Below are 21,548 nucleotides of genomic sequence, written 5' to 3' on the forward strand. Positions count from 1 at the left end.
CGAAATCAGCAAGCGAACAGGGCATTGAAGGCGCGGGCGCGGCGGGTGACTTCCTGCGCGCTATCGGCACCGAACAAGCCGTGGATCACCGCCAGCAGGTCGGCACCATGGGCGACCAGCGGGGCGGCGTTGTCGAGGGTGATGCCACCGATCACGGCGATCGGCAGCTTGACCTGGGCGCGGGCCTGCTCCAGCAGGTTGACGTCGGCAGCCGGGGCGCCCGGTTTGGTCACGGAGTTGAAAAAGCGGCCGAAGGCGACGTAGCTGGCACCTTCGCTGGCTGCTTGTTGCGCCAGCTCCAGGCTGGCATGGCAGGTGGCGCCGATGATCGCCTGGCGGCCGAGCAGGGCACGGGCCGGGGTCAGCGGGCCATCGGTCTGGCCCAGGTGCACGCCGACGCCCAGGCGCGCGGCCAGCTCAGCGTCGTCGTTGATCAGTAGTTGCGTGCCGTAGCGCTCGCAGAGCTTGAGCAGCGCTTCGCCCTCACGCAGGCGGCGGGCCGCGTCGTCGCTCTTGTCGCGATACTGCAACAGGCATACGCCGCCCTCGAGCGCCGCTTCGACATGGGAAAGGAAACGGCCGGCCAGCAGTTGGCTGTCGGTGATCGCATACAGACCGCGGAGCGTCATGGGTTGGCCTCGAGTCAGGAGCAGAAATCCAGGGGCAGGCGGCGCGGCACGTACTGGCCCTTGCCCAGTTGCTCGGCGTCACGCAGGGTGCGCCAGGTGTAGTCCAAGGCGCTGCGCACCGCGCTGCTCAGCGCCTCGCCCAGGGCCAGGCGGCCGGCCAGGGCGCTGGCCAGGGTGCAGCCAGAGCCGTGGTAGCTGCCCGGCAGGCGCTGGCAGGTCCAGGTGTGTTGCTGGCCGTCACGGCTGTACAGGCGGTTGTGGATTTCCACTTCGTCGCCGTGACCGCCAGTGATCAGCAGGTGTCTACAGAACGGCAAGAGCTTCTCGGCGCATTCGTCCGCGCTGCCTTCGGGCAACTCGGCGAGGATGCGCGCTTCCGGCAGGTTCGGCGTGGCAATGGTGGCCAGCGGCAGCAGCCGTTCGCGCAGGGTGTAGCCGACCTCGTCCTTGCCCAGTCGACCGCCGCCACCGGCACGCAGCACCGGGTCGCAGACCAACGGCAGGTGCGGGTGGGCGGTCAGCAGTTCGGCGACGGTGTCGACCATCTCGATCGAGCCGAGCATGCCCAGCTTGACCGCGGCTACCGTGGAGTCGGCAAGCACGGCGTTGGCCTGTGCCAGCACCCACTCGCGGTCGAGCACGCGGAAGTCGGAAACGTTGACGGTATCCTGCACGGTCAGGGCGGTCACGGCGGGAGCGGCGTGGCAACCTTGGGCGATCAGGGCTTCGATATCTGCCTGCAGCCCGGCGCCACCACTGGGGTCGTGGCCGGAGAGACAGAGGACAACGGGGCGGGAGCTGTAGGTATTCATGGTCGGCGAGCTTATCACCAAACCTTTTTGCGCGGATCAGCCGCGCGGGGTTAATTCCTGATCGAGTGGTCAGAAGGTGTTGGTCTGTTGCTCTGTAATGCCCGTAATAGAGCCTTTAAAGGCAAAAATGATGTGGCCTCTGGTCGGTCTGAAAAGCTATGCTAGAGTGCTCGGATAACTCGATGAACGGCACTGCCGGATCACGTCGTCTCAAATGGACAGGAGGCAACCGCGACGCGACCGTGACAGGCCATGCTGGGGCTGTATGCGCTATTTGCTGATTGTGCTGCTGGGCTGTGTGCCCCTGTTCGCTGGGGCGGTCGCGTTCGACGACAGCACCGGGCGTCTGCCGTTGGGCCGGTTCATGCAGGTCTATGAAGACCACGATGGCAGCGCCAGTATTGCCCAGGTCAGTTCGGCCGCTTTCGCCAACCGCTTTCAGGCCCATGAGCACGAGGTGCTCAACGCCGGTTATTCGACCTCGGTGTTCTGGCTGAAGGTCGACCTCGCCTACGCTGTCGCGCCGTCCGCCGCCCCACGCCAATGGTTGCTGGAGCTGGCCTACCCGCCGCTGGATCACCTCGAACTCTACCTGGCGGACGCCCAGGGCGTGTACCGCCTGGCCGGGCGCACCGGCGACGCGCTGCCCTATGCCAGCCGGCAGATCCAGCAGAACAACTACCTGTTCGGACTGCCCCTGCACCCAGGCCAAGCCACCACCGCCTACCTGCGCCTGCACAGCCAGGGCTCGATCCAGGCGCCGCTGACCCTGTGGTCGACCGAGGCCTACCTGCAAGACCAGCCCACTCGCCTGTATGTACTGGGCATGATCTACGGCGTGTTGCTGGTGATGCTGGTGTACAACCTGTTCATCTACCTCAGTGTGCGTGACGTCAGCTACCTGTACTACATCCTTTATATCGGCGCGTTCGGGCTCTACCAGGTGTCGGTCAACGGCGCCGGCATCGCCTATTTCTGGCCGGATAGCCCCTGGTGGGCGAATGCCGCCACGCCGCTGTTCATTGGCGCTGCGGGGTTGTTCGGCTGCCAGTTCGCCCGCCACTTCCTGCAATTGGGCCGCCTCAGTCGTGGCTTCGACCGGCTGCTGATGCTGCTGATGGTCGCGGGCGCGCTGGTCATGGTCACGGCGCTGACCCTGCGTTATGGCGTGGCGTTGCGCATGGCCACGGTGCTGGCGCTGCTGTTCACCGTGAGCATCTTCACCGCCGGGCTATATGCCTGGTGGCGGGGAGTGCGGGTGGCGCGCTGGTTCATCATCGCCTGGACGGCGTTTTTGCTGGGTGGCCTGGTCAACACCTTGATGGTGCTGGGTTACCTGCCCAACTTGTTCATCACCATGTACGCCAGTCAGTTGGGCGCTGCGCTGGAGGTGGCGCTGTTGTCGCTGGCCCTGGCCGACCGCATCAACAGTTTGCGTGAGCAGCAGGCCCAGGCCCTGCGCGACACCGGGCGCACCCTTGAGCAGTTGAACCTGCAACTGGCCCGCAGCAACCGGCTCAAGGACGAGTTCCTAGCCACCGTGACCCACGAGTTGCGCACGCCGATGAACGGCGTGATCGGTTCGCTGGAACTGCTGCACACCCTGCCCATGAGCGCCGAGCAGGCGCAGTACCATCGTACCGCCACCGGCTCGGCCCAGGACATGATGGCGATGGTCGACGATATTCTCATCCTCACCGAACTACAGGCCGGGCGGCTGCGTAGCCATGGCGTGCCGTTCAGCCTGCGCCGGCTGCTCCAGGAACTGCGCGCCGGCTATGCCGGGCAGGCCCTGGCCAAGGGCCTGTACCTGAGCCTGGACATCCCCGCTGACCTGCCCGACAGCCTGGTCGGCGATGCGCAGAAAGTCGCCCGCTGTCTGGGTTGCCTGGTGGACAATGGCCTGAAGTTCACTCACCACGGTGGGGTGACGATTCAGGTTCGTGGTCGCCGCCTTGGCCCTCACAGCCTGGCGTTGACGTTCACCATCAGTGACAGCGGCATCGGTTTCGATGACCTGGACCAGGCGATTCTCTATCAGCGTTTCTTCCAGGTGGATGGCTCGATGACCCGGCGTTATGGCGGGCTCGGTATTGGCTTGTCGATCTGTCGGCAGTTGGCCGAACTACTCGACGCCAAGCTGTCCCATGAGTCGACGCGTGGGTTGGGGAGCCGCTTCGAGCTGACCTTGAATGTGGCGGTTGCCCAGGTGCAGATGCCGCCTGGGCGAGCGGTTTCTGGCGCGACGCGACCCTGATTTGCACTCACCTGCTGACAAGTTCGCGGGCCGACTGAAGGATGGTTAGTGCAGTCCTAGTGAGGAGCTGCACTGCAGTTTCTGTGTGTTCCTCAAAACGCTAGTGCAGCTATTATCAACCAGGCGAAGGATATCCAACCCAGCCATGCAGATAAGACCATAATTTGTCTGATGTTTTTCGGGAATTCGGCCACGTCTTTCTCATTGAGTAGTCCTTTCCTTATAGATCTCTTTGAGATCGCCATGGCCCCGCATAACTGAAAGATAATTAATAGCTTGGTTGTTCTGCTGTGCTCGCTCCATGTATTTCTGACAGTGTCAAGGCACTGGCTTCTTTGTAATGATGATGTTATGTCGTGAAAATTTCGCGATTTCGTTAGGTAGAGGTCTAATGCAAGCCCAGTTGCAACTAAAATTATGGGTGGGGTCAGTAGGGTCAGTGTAACGATTGGCCCTAGTTTTTCATTCATTGTCGAATACCTCGTAAATCGCTTCCCCTATTATCTCCCCGAGCTTCATGCCTCCAACGCTGCCAGCCAGCGCACCGATACCTGCTACAACCAATGAGCATACAGGGGTACCCGGTCCGGTTACCCAGCAGGCTGTAACAGCGATTGCGCCACCCGCTTTCGCTCCAGCTATCCCCCCGGCGAACCCGACCGAAAAATTTCCTATTTCAGTAAACTGCGTTTTTCTGCAAGTGCCACTGCTGCCCGCCTGGCAGGCTTCGTAGATTTTAAGCGCTGAACCAGTGCCACCAACGGCAATTCCGACATTGCCGCCAGCCTTGAGGAATTTGGAAAGTCGTGCAAGCTTATTCAAATGTGTCGAGTAACCGGGTATCTGACCTGGCGCTCCCGCCTTACTCCAGTGGTGCATTAGGCTTTTCGAGGATATGCCCAAGTCACGCCGTAGCTTTTCATAATTGCCCAAGTTCATCCGCTTGTTGAGGAAAGTCGCTCTCAAATGTGTATCCAGTTGCTTGAACAGTTTTTTTCGTTCAGCAAAAAACTCAGGGCTGCGCAGATGCCTATACTTGGCAAATTGCGTTTGATGCAAATCTTCGATCTTTCGCAGTATTGAGCTCAGCTCATCCAGTGATTTTGCCATCATCGCCTGGCTCACACCCATCGCGAGGCTGACATCACTGAGCAACCCGGCGATCTCAGCTTGATGGCGCATCATGAAGTCGGCTTCTTCCTCCGTCAGATCTGCCAATGCTTCCCGAGCCTGTTGCGCCGCGCTCATTGCGATCAGCTCTTCACGGGTGCAGACCGGCCGGCTCAGGCCGTCGCCGATGACGAAGATCTCCCCCGCCTTGAACCCCTGCTGATAGGTCGGGTTCAGGCGCTCCAGGATAGATCTGGGGAGGTTGGCTTGCGGTGCACCAAGTTCAATCAGCACCTCCTGATACGTCATGCACCGCGGCACGATGTAGAAGCCAGGTTCCTGGCTTTGCTGTGTCACCGATGGCTGGACTGTCTGAGGCTGGTAGTCAGTCCATTTCGGCGTGTTTGCGTAAGCCTGTACTGGCGCCTCTCTAGCAGCCGCCGCTGCAGGTGCAAGGCGCGGGGCTGGGAGTCGATCCAACGGTGCAACCACGCGATTGTCGCCCAAGGGGCAGCCACATTTGACCAGCGTGCCATCCACTGCTGTGGAGACGCCGTTCTGCGTCCAGCAAGGCTCTCCTTCGATGATGGTTCCGGCCTCACCACAGCGCGGGCAAGTAGTGGTCTTGTCCCCTTCAAATAGCCAGGCGATGCCGCTCGAAAAGCCCATGGACTGGTTGGCGATGCAGATGGCGCCTGTGGTGGTTTCGTCTCCGTCCAGGCCTTGACCCCGGCCGAAGATGTTGATGCGCAAGCCCATGGCTCACCTCATGTTGAACATGGAAGCCTGGAACCTAGCAGTCTTGAGGCGCGCATTTTCAGGGCGAGGGCGGTTTGGGAAATGCCCTACAAGCAATAAAGATTTGAATGTCATTCACCTCAACGGCGTGGGTGTGGGCGATCGAATTGCCTGCTCAAGCATCGTTCATAAAACAGAGCGATAAAGCCAAAAACCACTATATATCGCTCCAAAGGTGGTGGTTTTAATCTTCTCCCATCAACGCGAAACACCCAACTTACTGAAAATCAAAACCCTTGGGAGCTACCGCCATGACCAACTTCAAATACAACCGCCTGAACAAAGACGACGCCGCTGTCCTGCTGGCCGCCCTGGAAGAAGAGTTTGAAGTGTTCGTGGTGACCGATGCTTCCGGTTTGGCTGTGTGATGGCTACGATGTGCCCGTCTTGAGCTTGTGTAAGGGCAGACAGGTGCATGCCTTGCTTGATGGTTGTGCTGTCTGTGAGACCGAGCGCCGCGCGGGCGCCGCTCGATCTCGCAGGCGCTGAACCTGTTGTGGTGAACCCTTGGCAGTTCTGAGCCACATGTTTAGTCATTATTGTCACTTTGACTGACCCGCTGGGAGTGCTTCACTGGGCCTTTCAGGCATGCCCGGATCCAGGAGCTCCCGATGAACCTGCACCAGTTCGCCGAAACCCACGAAGTCACCAACCAGCCGCCGCCCCTCGACGGCGCCAACCTGTACCGCCTCGACCTGCCGCTGCAGGAGTGGTCGCGGCGTTTCGGCGCCGGTTGGGCCGAGTCGCGGATCGACGCCTACGGTGCCCTGGCCGGTGGTCCGCTGATGGCCGCAGGCTTTCAGGCCAATGCGCACAAGCCCGAGTTCAGCAGCCATGACCGCTACGGCCATCGCATCGACCTGGTCGAGTTCCACCCCGCCTACCACGAACTGATGCGCACCGCCGTCGAGCACGGCCTGCCCTCGTTGCCCTGGGCCGAACCTCGCTCCGGTGCCCACGTGGCCCGGGCCTCGATGACCTACCTGCACAGCCAGGCCGAAGCCGGTACCGGCTGCCCGCTGACCATGACCTTCGCCGCCGTGCCGGCCCTGCGCCTGCAACCGGAACTGGCCGGTTACTGGTTGCCGAAGGTCCTCGCCCGCGAGTACGACCCGCGCAATGTCGGCGACCGGCACAAGGCCGGGGTGACCATTGGCATGGCGATGACCGAGAAACAGGGCGGCACCGACGTGCGCGCCAACACCACCCGCGCCTACCCGGTGGGTGCGCCGGGGCCGGGCCAGGCCTACGAGCTGGTGGGGCACAAGTGGTTCTGCTCGGCGCCGATGTGCGACGCCTTCCTCACCCTGGCGCAAACCGACAAAGGCCTGAGTTGCTTCCTGCTGCCGCGCCACCGGCCGGATGACAATCGCAACCAGTTCTACATCCAGCGCCTGAAGAACAAGCTCGGCAACTGCTCCAATGCCTCCAGCGAAGTGGAGTTCCGCGGGGCCCTGGCCTGGATGGTCGGCGAGGAGGGCCGTGGCGTGCCGACCATCATCGAGATGGTCGCCATGACCCGCTTCGATTGCATGGTCGGCTCCAGTGCCCTGATGCGCCAGGCCCTGACCCAGGCCGCGCACCATTGCGCCCACCGCAAGGTCGGCGGTCGGCTGCTGGCCGAGCAGCCGTTGATGCAGAACGTGCTCGCCGACCTGGCGCTGGAGAGCGAAGCCGCCCTGGCCTTGAGCCTGCGCATGGGCCAGGCCCTGGACCAGCTGGACGATCCGCAGCAGGCGCATTTCGCCCGGCTGGTGACAGCAGTGGGCAAGTACTGGATCTGCAAGCGCGCCCCAGGGATGATCAACGAGGCCGCCGAATGCCTGGGCGGCGCGGGTTATGTCGAGGACAGCATCCTGCCCCGGCTGTACCGAGAGGCCCCGGTCAATTCGACCTGGGAGGGCTCGGGCAACGTGCAGTGCCTGGACGTGCTGCGCGCGCTGTCGAAGGAACCGGGTGTGCTCGAGGCACTGTTCGTCGAACTGGGTGATGGCCATGGCGATCCGCGGCTGGCGGCGTTCATCGGCAACCTCAAGGGCGCGTTCGCCGACACCGACGACATCCAGTACCGCGCACGGCAACTGACCGAGGATATCGCCGTGGCGTTGCAGGCCAAGTTGTTGCTGGAGGCGGGCAACGCCACGGTGAGCGATGCGTTCATCGGCAGTCGCCTGGGCGCTGGCGGGCGGGTGTATGGCGCCTTGCCGCGCGGGGTGGATGCCGTGGCGCTGGTGGCCAGGGCCACGCCTGTCTGGGCTGGTTGAAAGCCGTTCGTGCAAGGAATGGCACAGCACCGACACTGGGGGTGTATTTGCCTGGCAACGCAGGCAAGATGGCTGGCATGCATGTTCCCAAAACAGGAAGCCCAGCGTGAGCCAAGCGTTTGAAGTCGTAGCTACCCCCGAACAGGCCGTCGACCGACTGGCGGCCTTGCATGCACAGGCCACCGGGGCCCTGAGCCAGGCCCTCAAGCGTTACCTCAAGGACCGCACCGAACCGGGTGACGAGGAGCGGGCGTTGTTCCGCTACCCGGCGCTGCGCCTGACCTACTTCAGCCAGGGCGAAGTCGCCGCTACCACCCGCGCCTATGCCAAGGTCCAGGTGGCCGGCACCTACAGCGTTACCGTGACCCAGCCCGCGGCCTTTCGCAGCTACCTGTTGGAGCAACTGCGCCCGCTGATGCACGACTACACCGTGACCGTCGAAGTCGGCGTCAGCGAGCAGAACATCCCGTACCCCTACGTGGTCGACCAGGGCGACGAGCTGGCCGGCAGCGGCATTACCGCCGCGCAGCTGGCGCGGGTGTTCCCCAGCACCGACCTGTCGGCGGCCACCGACAACATCGCCGACGGCCTGTACGACTGGGAAAGCGCCCAGACCCTGCCGCTGGCGTTGTTCGATGCCGCTCGCGTCGACTTCTCGCTGCGCCGCCTGGTGCACTACACCGGCAGCGACTGGCGCCATGTGCAGCCGTGGATCCTGCTGACCAACTACCACCGCTATGTCGACCAGTTCATCGCCCATGGCCTGGAGCAACTGCGCGACGACCCGCGCTTCGTGCGCATGGTGTTGCCGGGCAACGTGATCATCGACAAGGGCATGGACAACGGCGAGGCCCAGGCCCTGGTGGCCGGCGTGGTCTGGCACCGCTACCAGATGCCGGCCTACCACCTGATCGCCGCCGACGGCGATGGCGTCACCCTGGTCAATATCGGCGTCGGTCCGTCCAACGCCAAGAACATCACCGACCACCTGGCCGTGCTGCGCCCGCACTGCTGGCTGATGATCGGCCACTGCGGCGGCCTGCGCCAATCGCAGACCATTGGCGACTATGTGCTGGCCCACGCTTACATGCGCCGCGACGGTATTCTCGACCGCGTGGTGCCGCCGAACATCCCGATCCCGGCCCTGGCCGAAGTGCAACTGGCGCTGCAGGAAGCCGCGGCCCAGGTTACCGGCGAGCGTGGCGAGCAGTTGAAGAAGCGCCTGCGCACCGGCACCGTGCTCACCTACGACGACCGCAACTGGGAGCTGCGCTGGGCCCAGGAGCGGCCGTTGATCAACCTGTCCCGGGCCGTGGCGGTAGACATGGAAAGCGGCACCATCGCGGCCCAGGGCTATCGCCTGCGGGTGCCGTACGGCACCTTGCTGTGCGTGTCGGACAAGCCGCTGCACAGCGAGATCAAGCTGCCAGGCTCGGCCAACGCCTTCTACAACCGCGCGGTCAGCCAGCACCTGAAGATAGGCATCGCCGCCCTCGACTTGCTGCGCACCGAGCTCAACTCGCTGCACTCGCGTAAACTGCGCAGCTTCGATGAGCCGCCGTTCCGCTGAGGATCCATGCCCCTGCCACCCCGCAACCCACCGCGCCGCCCGGCGGCGCGTCCTGCCGGCCCAAGGCGCCAGCCCAAGGCACCGCCGACCGAGCCGCGCCTGATCCTGTTCAACAAGCCGTTCGATGTGCTCACCCAGTTCAGCGACGGCGAGGGGCGCGCCACGCTCAAGGACTATATCGACATCCCCGGCATCTACCCCGCCGGGCGCCTGGACCGTGACAGCGAAGGGTTGTTGCTGCTGACCAACGACGGCCGCCTGCAGGCGCGCATCGCCGACCCCAAGCACAAACTGGCCAAGACCTACTGGGTGCAGGTGGAGGGTGAACCGAGCGCCGAGCAGTTGCAGCGCCTGCGCGAGGGCGTCGAGCTCAATGACGGGCCGACCTTGCCGGCCGAGGCGCGCCTGCTCGACGAGCCGACGCTATGGCCGCGCAATCCGCCGGTGCGCTTTCGCAAGAGCGTGCCGACCGCCTGGCTGGAACTGGTGATTCGCGAAGGGCGCAACCGCCAGGTGCGGCGCATGACCGCGGCGGTGGGCTTGCCGACCTTGCGTCTGGTGCGGGTGAGGATTGGCGACTGGACCCTCGACGGGCTGGACCAGGGCTGTTGGCGCGAGGTGCCGGCCAAGCTTTAAGCCGCACGCGTCCCCGGCAATTTCTGCCTTGATGCTGAAATCTGGGGCTGCTTTGCAGCCCTTTCGCGACACAAGGCCGCTCCTACAAGGAAGGGTGGAGGGCGTCAGGCCGCTACACCCCTTCGAGAAACCCCACCACCACGCTCTTGATGATGAACGCCAGCACGCCAAGGCCCAGCACGAAGAACAGGATCAGCGTGCCGAAGCGCCCAGCCTTGGACTTCTTCGCCAGGTCCCAGACGATGAAGCCCATGAAGGCGATCAGTACGGTGACGAGGATGATCATCATCCATTCTTCGAATACTGCGGGATCCATCGGTTCACTCCAGGCAGATTGAGCCCACGATCATACGCCGGGCGCGCAGGGATTCAACGCAGGTGGGTCAAGGGCAGCTCGGTGCTGGCCAGTACCTGGTTGAGCACGAAGCTCGAACGCACGCTGGTCACCCCCTCGATACGGGTCAGGCTGCCGAGCAGCAGTTTCTGGTAGTGGTCCATGTCTGGCACCACCACTTTAAGCTGATAGTCGGCGTCCATCCCGGTGACCAGGCTGCACTCGAGCACCTGCGGCAGGCTGCGGATCGCCGCCTCGAAGGTCTCGAAGCGCTCGGGGGTGTGGCGGTCCATGCCGATCAGCACGTAGGCGGTCAGGCTCAGGCCGAGCTTCTTGCGGTCCAGCAGCGCCACCTGGCGCGAGATGTAGCCATCGTCTTCGAGCTGCTTGACCCGGCGCGAGCAGGGCGACGGCGACAGGCCAATACGTTCGGCCAGCTCCTGGTTGGAGATGCGCGCATCGCGTTGCAATTCGGCGAGGATGCTCAGGTCGTAGCGGTCGAGCTTGCTCATGGAAAAGGCCTTTTCTGTTCAGATTGCGGCGAATTATCGATCCTGAGTGAAAAATTGCGCAAGTGCTATTTATCAGAGCAATCTTAGCAATCCTCTGCTCCGGCGTCTGGCCTATCTTTATCACCAGAATCACTGCCCGGACATCAGTCCACGGCGACGCGCCCTAGGCGGGCGGTCGCGGCCAGCCATCCAACAGGATCCGCCAGGCCCCCGGGCTACGCACTGTCCAGAAGACGGCGCGAGGTGAGCCGGTGTCACAAGCGCCGAGCACGGACGACAATTGCAGAAGGGAGACCCTGAGGTCTCCCTTTTTTATTGCGTCTGTCCCGCGATCGATACGCGGCGCCGTGGCCAGGCGGCCACCAACAGCACCAGCAGCCCGCCGGCCAATGCAATGAAGAAGCCGTTGCGCGGCGTGGTGGCGTCCACCCACTGACCAGCGCTTGCAGCCCCGATCGCCACGCCGATGTTAAGGCCGGCGAGCAGCCAGGTCAGGCCCTCGGTCAGTTGGTGTTGCGGCACGCTGCGCTCGACCAGGGCCATGGCCACGATCATGGTCGGTGCGAAGAAGATGCCGGCCAGCAGCACCGCGCCGCCGAGTTGCATGACAGTGTCGACCAGCAACAGCGGCAGTGTGCTCAGCGCGGTCGCCAGTGCCCCGAGCAACAGTTGGCGATGTAGCGCCAGGCGCCAGTGCCGCGCTCCGAACATCAGCCCGGCGAGGCATGAGCCGGCGGCATAGGCCGACAATACCAGGCTGGCGGCGGCAGGCAGGCCCTGTTCGCTGGCGAAGGCCACGCTGACGATGTCCACCGTGCCTACGATCATCCCCATCGCCATCATCAGCAACGTCAGTTGCGCCACGGCGCGGTGTCGCCATAGCGCAGGCGCAGGTGTTGCCAGCTCGCGGGGCGCCAGTGGCGGTTCGCTACGTGCCTGGCAAACCAGTGCCAGCGTTCCCAGTGCCAGCAACAGCGCTGCCGCCAACAGGCCAGCCGGTGGCCATAGGCCGACACTGAGGCCGACCGCCAGAGGTGGCCCGGCGATGAAGCTGATTTCGTCGAGTACGGTCTCCAGCGAGTAGGCCGCCTGCAGTTGTGGCCGGCCACGGTACAGATGGGTCCAGCGCGCCCGGACCATGGCCGACATGCTCGGCATGCAGCCGCTGAGCAGGGCGGCGACGAACAGCACCCAGCTGGGGCTGCCCAACCAGGCGCCGGTGGCCATCAGCACCAGGCCCAGCACGCTCAGCAAGGCGGCCAGGGGCAGCACCCGGCGTTGCCCCCGGCGGTCCACCAGGCGCGAGACCTGGGGCGACAGCAGGGCGTAGGTCAGCACGAAGGTCGCGGATACCGCGCCGGCCAGGGCATAGCTGCCGCGTGTTTGGGCCAGCAGGGTGATGATGCCGATACCGGCCATGGGCAAGGGCTGTCGCGCCAGCAGCCCGGCTGCGGTAAAGCCGCGGGTGCCAGGGAGGGCAAACAGTTCGGCGTAGGGGTTGGGCATGAAGGCTGTTCCTTTTACATTCAGTCCGTATGATTGTTTATTCATACGCTATGTATGTAAATGCTGCAAGCCAAGCATTGCTGTCGTCACTTTCATCTGCTGGTATGGGCAGTCGCGGTAGACTTTGGGCCTGCAAGGGCAAGTGTTGTCATCGAGAGGAAGATCATGAGGTCGCGCATCTGGCATTGGGCCGGTATTGGTGTGCTGGGCATGGGTATCAGCCTGGGCGCCTGGGCCGAGGAATCCGGGGCAGGGCATGACGGCCAGGGAGCGCAACGCGGCTCGCCGCTCACTTCCCGGGACGAAGTACGCCAGACCCAGCCGCCGCGCCAGGGTTACTACCAGGACATTCCCCGGCGCCATGGCGACAACCGTTACTGGGCAGCCGGTGGCCCGGGGCAGCGACCGGGCGGTGACTGGTCGGGCCGGCCGGACGGCCATGGCAATGGCTGGGGGCCGGGGCCGCAATACCATCCGGGACACCAGGTCGAACACTTCCCGGATCGCTATTGGAAAGTGCCCTATCGGGGGCAGGATTACTTCTACTCCGGCGGCTACTGGTATCGCCCGCACAGCGGCGGTTACGTCGTGGTCACGCCGCCCTATGGGGTGAGGGTCGGCTACTTGCCGCCTTATGCCCGCGAGGTGTGGCTGGGTGGGGCGCTGTTCTTCCTGGTGGCGGATACCTACTACCAGTACCAGGCCGACAGCCGTGACTATGTGGTGGTCAACCCACCCTCGCTGGCGCCTGCGCCAGCTGCGCAGCAGCCCCAGGGTTATGACGTGGTGGCCTACCCGATGTACGGGCAGGGGCCGGAGCAGCAGGAGCAGGACCGTTTCCAGTGCCACCGCTGGGCAGTCAGCCAGTCGGGGTTCGACCCGGCGACGGCCAGCTATGCGCCACCGGCGAATGTGGCGGACAACTACCGGCGGGCACTGGCAGCGTGCTTGAGCGGGCGGGGATATAGCACCAACTGAGGCCGTCGTTACACGGGGTCGGCATGCACCATCACGTCGGCCCGTGGGTAGCGCGCCCGAATCGCCTGCGATGCCTGCACGCACAGGGCATGGGCCTCGTGCAGCGGCAACTGCCCCGGCAGCTCCAGGTGCAACTGCACGAACCAGTGGCTGCCCGACACCCGCGTGCGCAGGTCGTGCGCGCCTTGCACCCCGGGGATCGCCAGCACCAATTCGCGCATGCGCTCGCTGACATCCGTCGGCAGCTCCTGGTCCATGAGGATCGCCGTGCTTTCCCGGGCAATCTGCACCGCGCTCCAGAGGATGTACAAGGCGATCCCCAGCCCGAACAGCGTATCCAGCTGCGGCCAGCCAAACCGTGCCAGCAGCAGCGCCAGCAGGATGCTGCCATTGAGCAGCAGGTCGGAGCGGTAATGCAGGGAGTCGGCCCGCACCGCGGTGGAGCCGGTCAGGCGCACGACCTTGCGTTGGAACGCCAGCAACGCCACGGTCAGCACCAGTGACAACAGCATCACCGCGATGCCGGCGGCGGTGTCGCCCAACGGCTCTGGCGCTTGCAGGCGCTGCACCGCCTGCACCCCGATCAGCACCGCGCTGACGCCGATGAACAGGGCCTGGGCGATGCCGGCCAGGGCCTCGGCCTTGCCATGGCCGAAACGGTGGTCGTCGTCGGCTGGGCGCAGTGCGTAATGCACCGCCAGCAGGTTGAGCAACGAGGCGACCGCATCGAGCGCCGAGTCGGTGAGCCCGGCTAGCAGGCTGACCGAGCCGCTGAGCCACCAGGCCACGGCCTTGCTCAGGACCAGGATGCTGGCCACGGCTAGCGAGGCGCGGGTGGCCAGGCGCAGCAGGCGTTGGTGTTCGGCCGAGGTGGTCATGCCTTGGAGGTCTTCCTTGAGGGGCTCAGGCTGCTGGCACCAGGCCGAGGCTGGCCAGTTGCTCGACGCTGCCGCGTTGCTGGATCAGGCGTGGGTCGTTCAGCGGCAGGCGCTGGCCCAGTTCGGTCTGCAGGATAGCCTGCAGCTTGAGCCTGTCGACCTGGCCGTTGGCGTCGACCGCCGGGGCCAGCTTGGCCGGGTCGACCTGGGCGGTCTTGCCGCCGGGGTAGTAGATGGCCCCGGTGGCGAAGTCGATGCCGAAGGCGATCAGGCCTGGCAGCACGTAGAACAGGATACCAATGGCGTCCATGGCCGCGACGACGGGGTCGATCTTGCCTTCGATCTGACCACGGCGGTCCGGGTAGAACAGGGTGCCGCAGGCCGTCAGTTGGGTCAGCAGGGTGGCGACCAGGGCGCCACCGATGACGCGGGAAGGGATGCGCATGTAAATCTCCGGGAAGGTAGCACTGCAAGGGCGCGGCAAACGTCCGCGCCTGAGCTTAAGACCATGTTAGGCCAGCCTCGGTTCGCCGTTATACTCGGACGATTGTTCGAGGACCACCATGATTTCATTACCGATCGATGCCGTACTGTCCGACCTGCGCCTGGCCCTAGGCGCGCGTGACGAAGCGGTGCTCGAGGCGCCGCCCGGCGCCGGCAAGACCACCCGTGTGCCGTTGGCGTTGCTCGACGAGCCGTGGCTGGCCGGGCAGACCATCCTCATGCTCGAGCCCCGGCGCCTGGCCGCCCGCGCCGCCGCCGAGCGGCTGGCCAGCGAGCTGGGCGAAAAGGTCGGCCAGACCGTGGGCTATCGCATCCGCCTGGACAGCAAGGTTGGCCCGAACACGCGCATCGAGGTGGTCACCGAGGGCATCCTCACCCGCCGCCTGCAAGCCGATCCGGCGCTGGAAGGGGTGGGCTTGCTGATTTTCGACGAATTCCACGAGCGTAGCCTGGATGCTGACCTGGCCCTGGCCCTGAGCCTCAATGGCCGGGCCCTGCTGCGTGACGAGCCGCCGCTGAAGATCCTGCTGATGTCGGCGACGCTGGAGGGCGAGCGCTTGTCGCGCTTGCTCGACGACGCGCCGGTGGTGAGCAGCCAGGGCCGTATGCACCCGGTGGACATCCGCTGGGGCAGGCCCTTCCAGCTCGGCGAGTTCGTCGAACCACGGGTGGTCGACTGCGTGCTCCAGGCGCTGGCCGACGAGAGCGGCAGCCTGCTGGTGTTCCTGCCCGGCCAGGCGGAGATTCGCCGGGTCCACCAAGCCTTGCAGGAGGCCTTGGGCGAGCACCTGGGCATCTTGCTGTGCCCGTTGCATGGCGAGCTCGACCTCGATGCCCAGCGCGCCGCGATCGATCCAGCGCCCAAGGGCCAGCGCAAGGTGGTGCTGGCCACCAACATCGCCGAGACCAGCCTGACCATCGACGGCGTGCGCGTGGTGATCGACGCAGGCCTTGCTCGGGTACCGCGTTTCGACCCAGGCAGCGGCATGACCCGCCTCGATACCCAGCGCATCTCCCGCGCCAGTGCCACCCAGCGCGCTGGCCGGGCCGGGCGCCTGGAGCCGGGGGTGTGCTACCGGCTGTGGTCCGAGGCCCAGCACGACCAGTTGGCCGCCCACGGCAGTGCCGAGATCCTCCAGGCCGACTTGTCCGGGCTGGCCCTGCAACTGGGCCGCTGGGGCATGCCGCCGGAACAGTTGAGCTGGCTCGACCAGCCCCCTGCGGCGGCCTACGCCCAGGCCCAGGACCTGCTGGCGCGGTTGGGGGCCTTCAAGCCTGGCAGCCGCGACAACCTAAGCGCCCATGGCCAGGCCATGGCCGAGTTGCCCGCGCACCCTCGCATCGCTCATTTGCTGTTGCGTGGGCAGGACCTGGGGCTGGCCGACATGGCCTGCGACGTCGCGGCCCTGCTTGGTGAGCGCGACATCCTGCGTGGTGGCGGCGCCGATCTGCATTCGCGGTTGAGCCTGCTCAGCGGCGAATCCAAGGCATCGCGTGGCGGCCAGGGCGGGGTGCAACGCGCCCGGCAACTGGCCCGGCAGTACCGTGGCCAGTTGCGCGGCAAGGCCAGCGCCGCTGTGGCCGATCCCGACCATCCGCGCTGGCTGGGCGCCTTGCTGGCGCTGGCCTACCCTGACCGTGTCGCCCAGCAGCGCCGCGAAGGCGGTGGTGAATATCGCCTGGCCAATGGTCGCGCGGCCTTGTTCGGCGAAGCCGATGCCTTGATGAAATGCCCCTGGCTGGTGATCGCCGACCTAGGCAGCCGACAGGGCCAGCGTGAAGAGCGCATCTACCTTGCCGCTGAGTTCGAGCCGACACTGTTCGATGAGGTGTTGGCCGAGCAAGTGCAAACCCTCGACCTGCTGGACTGGGATGATCGCGAACAGCTGCTGCGCGCCGAGCGCCAGCGCAAGGTTGGCGAACTGGTGCTCAGCCGCGAGCCCCTGCCAGGGCTGGATGACGAGGCGCGAGCCAAGGCTCTGCTCGGCCTGGTACGGCGCAAGGGCCTCAACCTGCTGACCTGGACCCCTGAACTGCGCCAGTGGCAGGCCCGGGTTGCCCTGCTGCGCCAGCTGGACCTGGACAAGGACGGCCAGAGCGAATGGCCCGACCTGGGCGACGAAGCGCTGCTGGCCAGCCTGGAAGACTGGCTGCAACCCTACCTGGGCAAGGTATCGCGCCTGAGCCATTTCGCCGCGCTGGACCTGGCGTCACTGCTGCGCAACCTGCTGCCCTGGCCACTGCCCCAGCGTCTGGACGAACTGGCCCCGGCGCACCTGAGCGTGCCGTCGGGTTCGAGCATCCGCCTGGACTACAGCGAGCAGCCGCCGATCCTCGCGGTGCGCCTGCAGGAGCTGTTCGGCCTGGCCGACACCCCGCGCATTGCGGGTGGTCGCCAGCAGGTCAAATTGCACCTGCTATCACCGGCACGCCGTCCCGTGCAGGTCACCCAGGACCTGGCCAACTTCTGGCGCACCACCTATGCCGAGGTGAAGAAGGATTTGAAAGGGCGCTACCCCAAGCATTACTGGCCGGATGACCCACTGGTGGCCGAGGCCACGGCGCGAGCCAAACCCAGGGGGACTTGACCTGGGCGTTGCCGGTAACCGTTGTCATGGCGCACCTGGCAGATGCCGAGCGCTTTGATGATCTGCGGGCCGGCAATGATTAGACCTCGGTGGTGGAGGTGCCAGCGTTGACGACCGGCTTACTGTTTGGATTCAAGGAGGGGCATTGATGAACAGACCTCCTCGGCTTACTGCGTGAAACGCGCAGGTTGAGCCGGCGGCCCACTCAAGTGTTCAATTGCGTGCACAACAACGAATTGTCAGGATAACCAGGACATACCTTCCAGGCCCGGCAGTACAACTTGTTTGACGAGGAACTTACTGACGGACTTCCCCTCCGTGTTGAGATAGTAGTACTTATGGTTTTTTATAAACGTATGTTCGCTGCTCACGACGACACGGTAATCGCGGAAGTCTCGCAGGTAGCACAACATTTCCGTCCCGGTCCATTCCAGCGGTTCCAGCTTCCACGCCTGCGTATTGGTGTGATAGTCATACAAGCCGAGGTACCCGTTTCGACTGCGGCCAACGCGTTGCAGAAGGCCGCGGTGGTTGTGGGCGGACAGGTTCATCGTCAGGCGGTTGTTCAGCTTGCTGGTGAAGTCCATGGCGAAGAGGGGGGAATCCCCCTCACCGCCTGCTTGTAGCCATCCGCCATCCGAGAACAGCCCCTCCTCGGTAGGCTTGGTAAAACGCAATGGCGTTCGGACTCCGTTATCGTATTGATAGATGCGCGCCTGGAAAAAACTGGGAAGCGGGGCGTTGAAGGTGGCTTGGATTATTTCGTCGCTGGTCATGTTACTACCTTCATGAAAGAGGAAAGTCTCGTGCCGCTGAGCACGCGCGTTCACTGTGATTTCAGTTGGCAGTTCGCATCAGCGTGAATGATTTCCTAACCAATGGAGGTATTGGAGTAGCCCACATGTCGGATGTGTTGCAACTTCAAAGGTGAGCACAATGCTCTGGCGCTACAAACATCAGGCGTCACCATGGCAGACTTCGATTTCGCCATTGTTGTCGAGGCGAACATACCGTGGCTATCGATCCAGCAACAGCTCAGCCAGCTCGCGACTGTAGCCAAAGTGTTGGGAATTGGCGTTCGATTTGCAATTGCGGGATCGCCTTGCAACCCTTTTCGACCGCTACGACGCCTCTGCAAGGCCGCTCCTAACAGGCGCCCGAGCTGCCTTGTTTGGTCAAGGACCATAAAGCAGCCCCGGTCATCCTGAAATGACGCGGCCATACTCCAAAAACGCCAGGACCTTGATAGCTCTGGGCTTTAGAGGCGAGTGATGACGAAGCTGACCTCGTCTCCGTTCTGCACATTCAGGTACGTTGGGTTTTCATAGGCCACTTTAACGGCATGCCCTTGATGGTCGCGGATACGGCAACGCAGGGTGTTAGCGGTCCACTCCAGCGGCTCGAGCTTCAGCAGCTCGGAGGCATTGGCGTACAGGCCGAGATAGCCATTGCGGCTGATATCCACTTGCTTGTCCTGGTCAGTGCCCGTGCCGTGGATCCTGACATAAAGCCGATCCGTGGTGCGCGAGTGGAACTCGAACTTGAATGTCGCCGGTTGCTTGCGATTGTCGATGATCAGCCAGTTGTCCAGGCTTGAACCGCCAGTGCTCAGATTGACGGGGAAAGCGATGTCGCAGCTTGTGCCTGGTAGGCAGCGCACGGGCGTGTAGAGCTGCAGCAAATCGCTCCACTGTTTCTTCACGCCGTGACAGTGGATATGTGCGGTGAATGTGCCAGCGTTTTCGATCCAGTTATCAATGTCGGGGTACACGGGGGACGTGGCGAGCGTTGGCGGGGTATGAGAGAGGGTAGAGGTCATCAGGAATATCTCCGGGTTCATGTGTGAAATGGCGCATGTACATGCCATTTCACACACTACCGAACCTGATTTTGGTCGGATAACTGGAGGTTGTTCCCCGGAAAAAGCCTGGTAGTGGCCCGGTTTGCGGGACGCGCCCGAGGCAAGGCGTCAGGTGCTCGCCTCGCCTTCCAGCAACATGAACAGGCGATACAGCACCACGGTGCTGAACAACTGCAGGAAGCCATTGAGGCTGTCCAGCGCCAGTTGCACGCCAGGCTGCGGGTCGGGGAACAGGCCCAGCAGCAGGCCTTCGAGCAGCCACAGCGGCGCCAGCACCGACAGCATGCAGACCATGATGCGCAGGAAGTGTCCGGTGGTCATGCGCGCGCTGGTGCGCATCGACTCGATCACCGGCAGGCCGCGCAGCACCAACAGGTACTCGGCGAACACCAGGTTCACCATGATCCACACGCCGGGGAAGATGAACAGCGCCAGGCCCGCCATGATCAGCAGCGAACTGATCACCACCAGCAGCGCCAGCGCCGGCCACAACTGCAAGGCGCGGGCGAACAGGTCGCGCTTGGCGATGCTCTGGCCGTTGCTGCGGGTATCGAGGTAAAGGATCAGCGCGGCGCTGTACAGCGGGTAGAACAGTAGGCTGACCAGCATGCCGTAGGCCGGCGAGGCCTGTTCGCCCAGTTGTCGGTAGAGCAGTTGGTTGGCCAGGGCCTCGAGCACCACCAGCGGCAGGCACAGCTGGAGGATGCTCGCCAGGTGGCGGCGGAAGAAGTACAGGGAGTCGCGCAGAACGCTCAGCGGATTCATCGGTCAACATCGCATGGCAGAAAAAGCAGGGCGTAACTGTAGCCCAGTCGGCCCCCTTGCTGAAAAAAGTTTCATGGCCCAGGCAATTGCAACGCCGCCCCCCGGCCCCCATCTTTGACGCTGTCCGATGTCCTGTTCAGCCCATGAGGTCGCCCCGATGAACACTGAAGAACAAACCCTGATCGATGGCCTGTTCGGCCGTCTCAAGCACGCCGAGGATCCGGCCCAGCCGCGCGATGCCCAGGCCCAGGCGCGGATCGAGGAGCACCTGCGCGAGCAGCCGGCCGCGCCTTACTACATGGCCCAGGCGATCCTGGTGCAGGAAGCGGCGATCAAGCGCCTGGACGAACAGAACAAGCAGCTCGAGGCCGAGCTCAAGCAGGCCCGTGCCCAGCTCGAGGCGACCCGCGCCAACAGCCCCAGTGGCGGTGGCGGTTTCCTTTCGAGCATCTTCGGTGCCGGCACCCGCAGCCCAGCGCCAGAGCCGCAGCGCGCGGTGGCGCCGACGTCATCCGCCGGCGGTGGTTGGCGTGACCCGGCGCCCCAGGCCTATGCCCCGCCAGCCGCGGCACAAGGGTTCGGCGCGGCGCCCGCCCCGGCGCGCGGCGGGGCCAGCAGCTTTCTCGGCGGCGCCATGCAGACCGCCGCAGGCGTGGCCGGTGGCGTGTTGCTGGCCCAGGGCATCAGCAGCCTGTTCAACCACCATTCGCAGCCTGAGGAGGTGGTCGAGGTGATCAAGGAAGAGCCGGCACCGGCCAGCGACCAGGGCGGCTGGAGCGATCAGGACAGCCAGCGCCAGGTGGCCGACAACGGTGGCTGGGGCAATGACCAGGGCGGTTTCGCCGACAGCGACTACAGTGGCGACGGCGGCGGCTTCTTCGCCGACGACGACTACGTCTGAGGGCTCTGGCATACTGCCGGTCCAGATCGCGGGGCAGTGGCTTGCCCGGCGATACTGCTCCACTGCCAGAGAGAGCCCCAGGTGAAGAAAATCGCGTTGTTCGCCGACGTGCAGAACCTCTACTACACGGTTCGCCAGGGCCATGGCTGCCACTTCAACTATGCCGCGCTGTGGGCCGAGGTCAGCCGCGAAGGGCAGATCGTCGAGGCGCTGGCCTATGCCATCGACCGTGGCGACAGCAAGCAGCAACAGTTCCAGCAGATCTTGCGCAACCTCGGCTTCGAGGTGCGCCTCAAACCCTATATCCAGCGTGCCGACGGTTCGGCCAAGGGCGACTGGGACGTCGGCATCACCCTGGATGTGATCGAGGCAGCGGCGCGGGTCGATCAGGTGGTACTGGCTTCCGGCGACGGTGACTTCGACCTGCTGCTGGAGCGGGCGATGCAGCGCCATGGCGTGGAAACCGTGGTGTACGGCGTGCCGGGGTTGACGGCGTTGTCGGTGATTCGCGCGGCCAGTCGCTATGTGCCGATCGAGGGCAAGCTGCTGCTGCGCTGACCCCCTGTGTAGGAGCCAGCTTTGCTGGCGAGCCAGGCGCCGCGGTGGCTGGCACCGGCGATGCCGGTGTTCGCCGGCAAGCCGGCT

General features: G+C 64.2%; 19 protein-coding genes. 8 read left to right on the forward strand and 11 right to left on the reverse strand.

Annotation, left to right across the window (positions count from 1 at the left end; genetic code table 11):
• Positions 1-5: 5 nt before the first annotated feature.
• Complete coding sequence (thiE, locus tag ACODS5_RS14295; protein WP_489108975.1) at positions 6-629, reverse strand: thiamine phosphate synthase; 624 nt, start codon at positions 627-629, stop codon at positions 6-8.
• Positions 630-643: 14 nt separating this feature from the next.
• Entirely contained in the window at positions 644-1,441 is a 798-nt protein-coding gene (locus tag ACODS5_RS14300) for a hydroxymethylpyrimidine/phosphomethylpyrimidine kinase (RefSeq protein WP_134692293.1), read from the reverse strand.
• Between the two features lie 265 nt (positions 1,442-1,706).
• On the opposite strand from ACODS5_RS14300, the gene ACODS5_RS14305 reads away from it, so the two are divergent.
• A complete protein-coding gene (locus ACODS5_RS14305; RefSeq protein WP_489108976.1) occupies positions 1,707-3,698 on the forward strand; it encodes a sensor histidine kinase in 1,992 nt (663 codons plus the stop codon).
• Between the two features lie 462 nt (positions 3,699-4,160).
• Here the strand turns inward: ACODS5_RS14305 and ACODS5_RS14310 are convergent, their stop codons facing one another.
• A complete protein-coding gene (locus ACODS5_RS14310) occupies positions 4,161-5,567 on the reverse strand; it encodes a PAAR domain-containing protein (RefSeq protein WP_489108977.1) in 1,407 nt (468 codons plus the stop codon).
• A gap of 650 nt (positions 5,568-6,217) precedes the next feature.
• On the opposite strand from ACODS5_RS14310, the gene ACODS5_RS14315 reads away from it, so the two are divergent.
• The 3 genes from ACODS5_RS14315 (at position 6,218) to ACODS5_RS14325 (ending at position 10,076) form a co-directional block, all read left to right on the forward strand.
• A complete protein-coding gene (locus ACODS5_RS14315; protein WP_134692297.1) occupies positions 6,218-7,870 on the forward strand; it encodes an acyl-CoA dehydrogenase family protein in 1,653 nt (550 codons plus the stop codon).
• Between the two features lie 106 nt (positions 7,871-7,976).
• Positions 7,977-9,440 carry an AMP nucleosidase gene (gene amn, locus ACODS5_RS14320; protein WP_134692298.1) on the forward strand — a complete coding sequence of 488 codons (1,464 nt, stop codon included), beginning with the start codon at positions 7,977-7,979 and terminating at the stop codon, positions 9,438-9,440.
• 6 nt (positions 9,441-9,446) lie between these two features.
• Positions 9,447-10,076 (forward strand): pseudouridine synthase, encoded by a 630-nt coding sequence (locus ACODS5_RS14325; RefSeq protein WP_134692300.1) that lies wholly within the window; start codon positions 9,447-9,449, stop codon positions 10,074-10,076.
• Positions 10,077-10,188: 112 nt separating this feature from the next.
• On the opposite strand, the gene ACODS5_RS14330 is transcribed toward ACODS5_RS14325, so the two are convergent.
• The 3 genes from ACODS5_RS14330 to ACODS5_RS14340 all read right to left on the reverse strand — a co-directional run bounded on the left by ACODS5_RS14330 (position 10,189) and on the right by ACODS5_RS14340 (position 12,428).
• Positions 10,189-10,392 carry a DUF2788 domain-containing protein gene (locus ACODS5_RS14330; RefSeq protein ID WP_023631482.1) on the reverse strand — a complete coding sequence of 68 codons (204 nt, stop codon included), beginning with the start codon at positions 10,390-10,392 and terminating at the stop codon, positions 10,189-10,191.
• 53 nt (positions 10,393-10,445) lie between these two features.
• A complete protein-coding gene (locus ACODS5_RS14335; RefSeq protein ID WP_011535815.1) occupies positions 10,446-10,922 on the reverse strand; it encodes an Lrp/AsnC family transcriptional regulator in 477 nt (158 codons plus the stop codon).
• Positions 10,923-11,234: 312 nt separating this feature from the next.
• On the reverse strand, positions 11,235-12,428 hold the full coding sequence (locus ACODS5_RS14340; protein WP_489108978.1) for an MFS transporter: 1,194 nt from the start codon (positions 12,426-12,428) through the stop codon (positions 11,235-11,237).
• Positions 12,429-12,593: 165 nt separating this feature from the next.
• Here ACODS5_RS14340 and ACODS5_RS14345 point away from each other — a divergent pair, with 165 nt between their 5' ends.
• Positions 12,594-13,406 carry a DUF6515 family protein gene (locus ACODS5_RS14345; protein ID WP_489108979.1) on the forward strand — a complete coding sequence of 271 codons (813 nt, stop codon included), beginning with the start codon at positions 12,594-12,596 and terminating at the stop codon, positions 13,404-13,406.
• An 8-nt stretch (positions 13,407-13,414) separates the two neighbouring features.
• On the opposite strand, the gene ACODS5_RS14350 is transcribed toward ACODS5_RS14345, so the two are convergent.
• Both ACODS5_RS14350 and ACODS5_RS14355 read right to left on the reverse strand, forming a co-directional pair.
• Entirely contained in the window at positions 13,415-14,284 is an 870-nt protein-coding gene (locus ACODS5_RS14350; RefSeq protein ID WP_489108980.1) for a cation diffusion facilitator family transporter, read from the reverse strand.
• Between the two features lie 25 nt (positions 14,285-14,309).
• Complete coding sequence (locus ACODS5_RS14355) at positions 14,310-14,729, reverse strand: polyribonucleotide nucleotidyltransferase (protein ID WP_489108981.1); 420 nt, start codon at positions 14,727-14,729, stop codon at positions 14,310-14,312.
• 118 nt (positions 14,730-14,847) lie between these two features.
• On the opposite strand from ACODS5_RS14355, the gene hrpB reads away from it, so the two are divergent.
• Positions 14,848-17,376, forward strand: coding sequence for an ATP-dependent helicase HrpB (gene hrpB / locus ACODS5_RS14360; protein WP_489108982.1), 2,529 nt, complete (start codon positions 14,848-14,850; stop codon positions 17,374-17,376).
• Positions 17,377-17,615: 239 nt separating this feature from the next.
• Here hrpB and ACODS5_RS14365 read toward each other — a convergent pair whose 3' ends face one another.
• From ACODS5_RS14365 to ACODS5_RS14375, 3 genes are all read right to left on the reverse strand, one after another.
• Positions 17,616-18,152, reverse strand: coding sequence for a hypothetical protein (locus ACODS5_RS14365; RefSeq protein WP_489108983.1), 537 nt, complete (start codon positions 18,150-18,152; stop codon positions 17,616-17,618).
• A 482-nt stretch (positions 18,153-18,634) separates the two neighbouring features.
• A complete protein-coding gene (locus ACODS5_RS14370; RefSeq protein ID WP_134692314.1) occupies positions 18,635-19,195 on the reverse strand; it encodes a hypothetical protein in 561 nt (186 codons plus the stop codon).
• Positions 19,196-19,345: 150 nt separating this feature from the next.
• Positions 19,346-20,002, reverse strand: a complete 657-nt coding sequence (locus ACODS5_RS14375) for a YciC family protein (RefSeq protein ID WP_134692316.1) — start codon at positions 20,000-20,002, stop codon at positions 19,346-19,348.
• Positions 20,003-20,159: 157 nt separating this feature from the next.
• On the opposite strand from ACODS5_RS14375, the gene ACODS5_RS14380 reads away from it, so the two are divergent.
• Both ACODS5_RS14380 and ACODS5_RS14385 read left to right on the forward strand, forming a co-directional pair.
• Positions 20,160-20,903: a DUF2076 domain-containing protein gene (locus tag ACODS5_RS14380; protein WP_134692318.1), complete on the forward strand. Its 744-nt coding sequence runs from the start codon at positions 20,160-20,162 to the stop codon at positions 20,901-20,903.
• An 81-nt stretch (positions 20,904-20,984) separates the two neighbouring features.
• Entirely contained in the window at positions 20,985-21,461 is a 477-nt protein-coding gene (locus ACODS5_RS14385; RefSeq protein ID WP_134692319.1) for an NYN domain-containing protein, read from the forward strand.
• Positions 21,462-21,548: the final 87 nt, after the last annotated feature.

It is taken from the genome of Pseudomonas sp. FG47, from assembly GCF_057809115.1.

Bases quoted from the DNA above. Each gene is read 5' to 3' on its own strand.
- thiE (WP_489108975.1), bottom strand. From the start codon at position 629: ATGACGCTCCGCGGTCTGTATGCGATCACCGACAGCCAACTGCTGGCC.
- ACODS5_RS14300 (WP_134692293.1), bottom strand. From the start codon at position 1,441: ATGAATACCTACAGCTCCCGCCCCGTTGTCCTCTGTCTCTCCGGCCAC.
- ACODS5_RS14305 (WP_489108976.1), top strand. From the start codon at position 1,707: ATGCGCTATTTGCTGATTGTGCTGCTGGGCTGTGTGCCCCTGTTCGCT.
- ACODS5_RS14310 (WP_489108977.1), bottom strand. From the start codon at position 5,567: ATGGGCTTGCGCATCAACATCTTCGGCCGGGGTCAAGGCCTGGACGGA.
- ACODS5_RS14315 (WP_134692297.1), top strand. From the start codon at position 6,218: ATGAACCTGCACCAGTTCGCCGAAACCCACGAAGTCACCAACCAGCCG.
- ACODS5_RS14325 (WP_134692300.1), top strand. From the start codon at position 9,447: ATGCCCCTGCCACCCCGCAACCCACCGCGCCGCCCGGCGGCGCGTCCT.
- ACODS5_RS14330 (WP_023631482.1), bottom strand. From the start codon at position 10,392: ATGGATCCCGCAGTATTCGAAGAATGGATGATGATCATCCTCGTCACC.
- ACODS5_RS14335 (WP_011535815.1), bottom strand. From the start codon at position 10,922: ATGAGCAAGCTCGACCGCTACGACCTGAGCATCCTCGCCGAATTGCAA.
- ACODS5_RS14340 (WP_489108978.1), bottom strand. From the start codon at position 12,428: ATGCCCAACCCCTACGCCGAACTGTTTGCCCTCCCTGGCACCCGCGGC.
- ACODS5_RS14345 (WP_489108979.1), top strand. From the start codon at position 12,594: ATGAGGTCGCGCATCTGGCATTGGGCCGGTATTGGTGTGCTGGGCATG.
- ACODS5_RS14350 (WP_489108980.1), bottom strand. From the start codon at position 14,284: ATGACCACCTCGGCCGAACACCAACGCCTGCTGCGCCTGGCCACCCGC.
- ACODS5_RS14355 (WP_489108981.1), bottom strand. From the start codon at position 14,729: ATGCGCATCCCTTCCCGCGTCATCGGTGGCGCCCTGGTCGCCACCCTG.
- hrpB (WP_489108982.1), top strand. From the start codon at position 14,848: ATGATTTCATTACCGATCGATGCCGTACTGTCCGACCTGCGCCTGGCC.
- ACODS5_RS14365 (WP_489108983.1), bottom strand. From the start codon at position 18,152: ATGACCAGCGACGAAATAATCCAAGCCACCTTCAACGCCCCGCTTCCC.
- ACODS5_RS14370 (WP_134692314.1), bottom strand. From the start codon at position 19,195: ATGACCTCTACCCTCTCTCATACCCCGCCAACGCTCGCCACGTCCCCC.
- ACODS5_RS14375 (WP_134692316.1), bottom strand. From the start codon at position 20,002: ATGAATCCGCTGAGCGTTCTGCGCGACTCCCTGTACTTCTTCCGCCGC.
- ACODS5_RS14380 (WP_134692318.1), top strand. From the start codon at position 20,160: ATGAACACTGAAGAACAAACCCTGATCGATGGCCTGTTCGGCCGTCTC.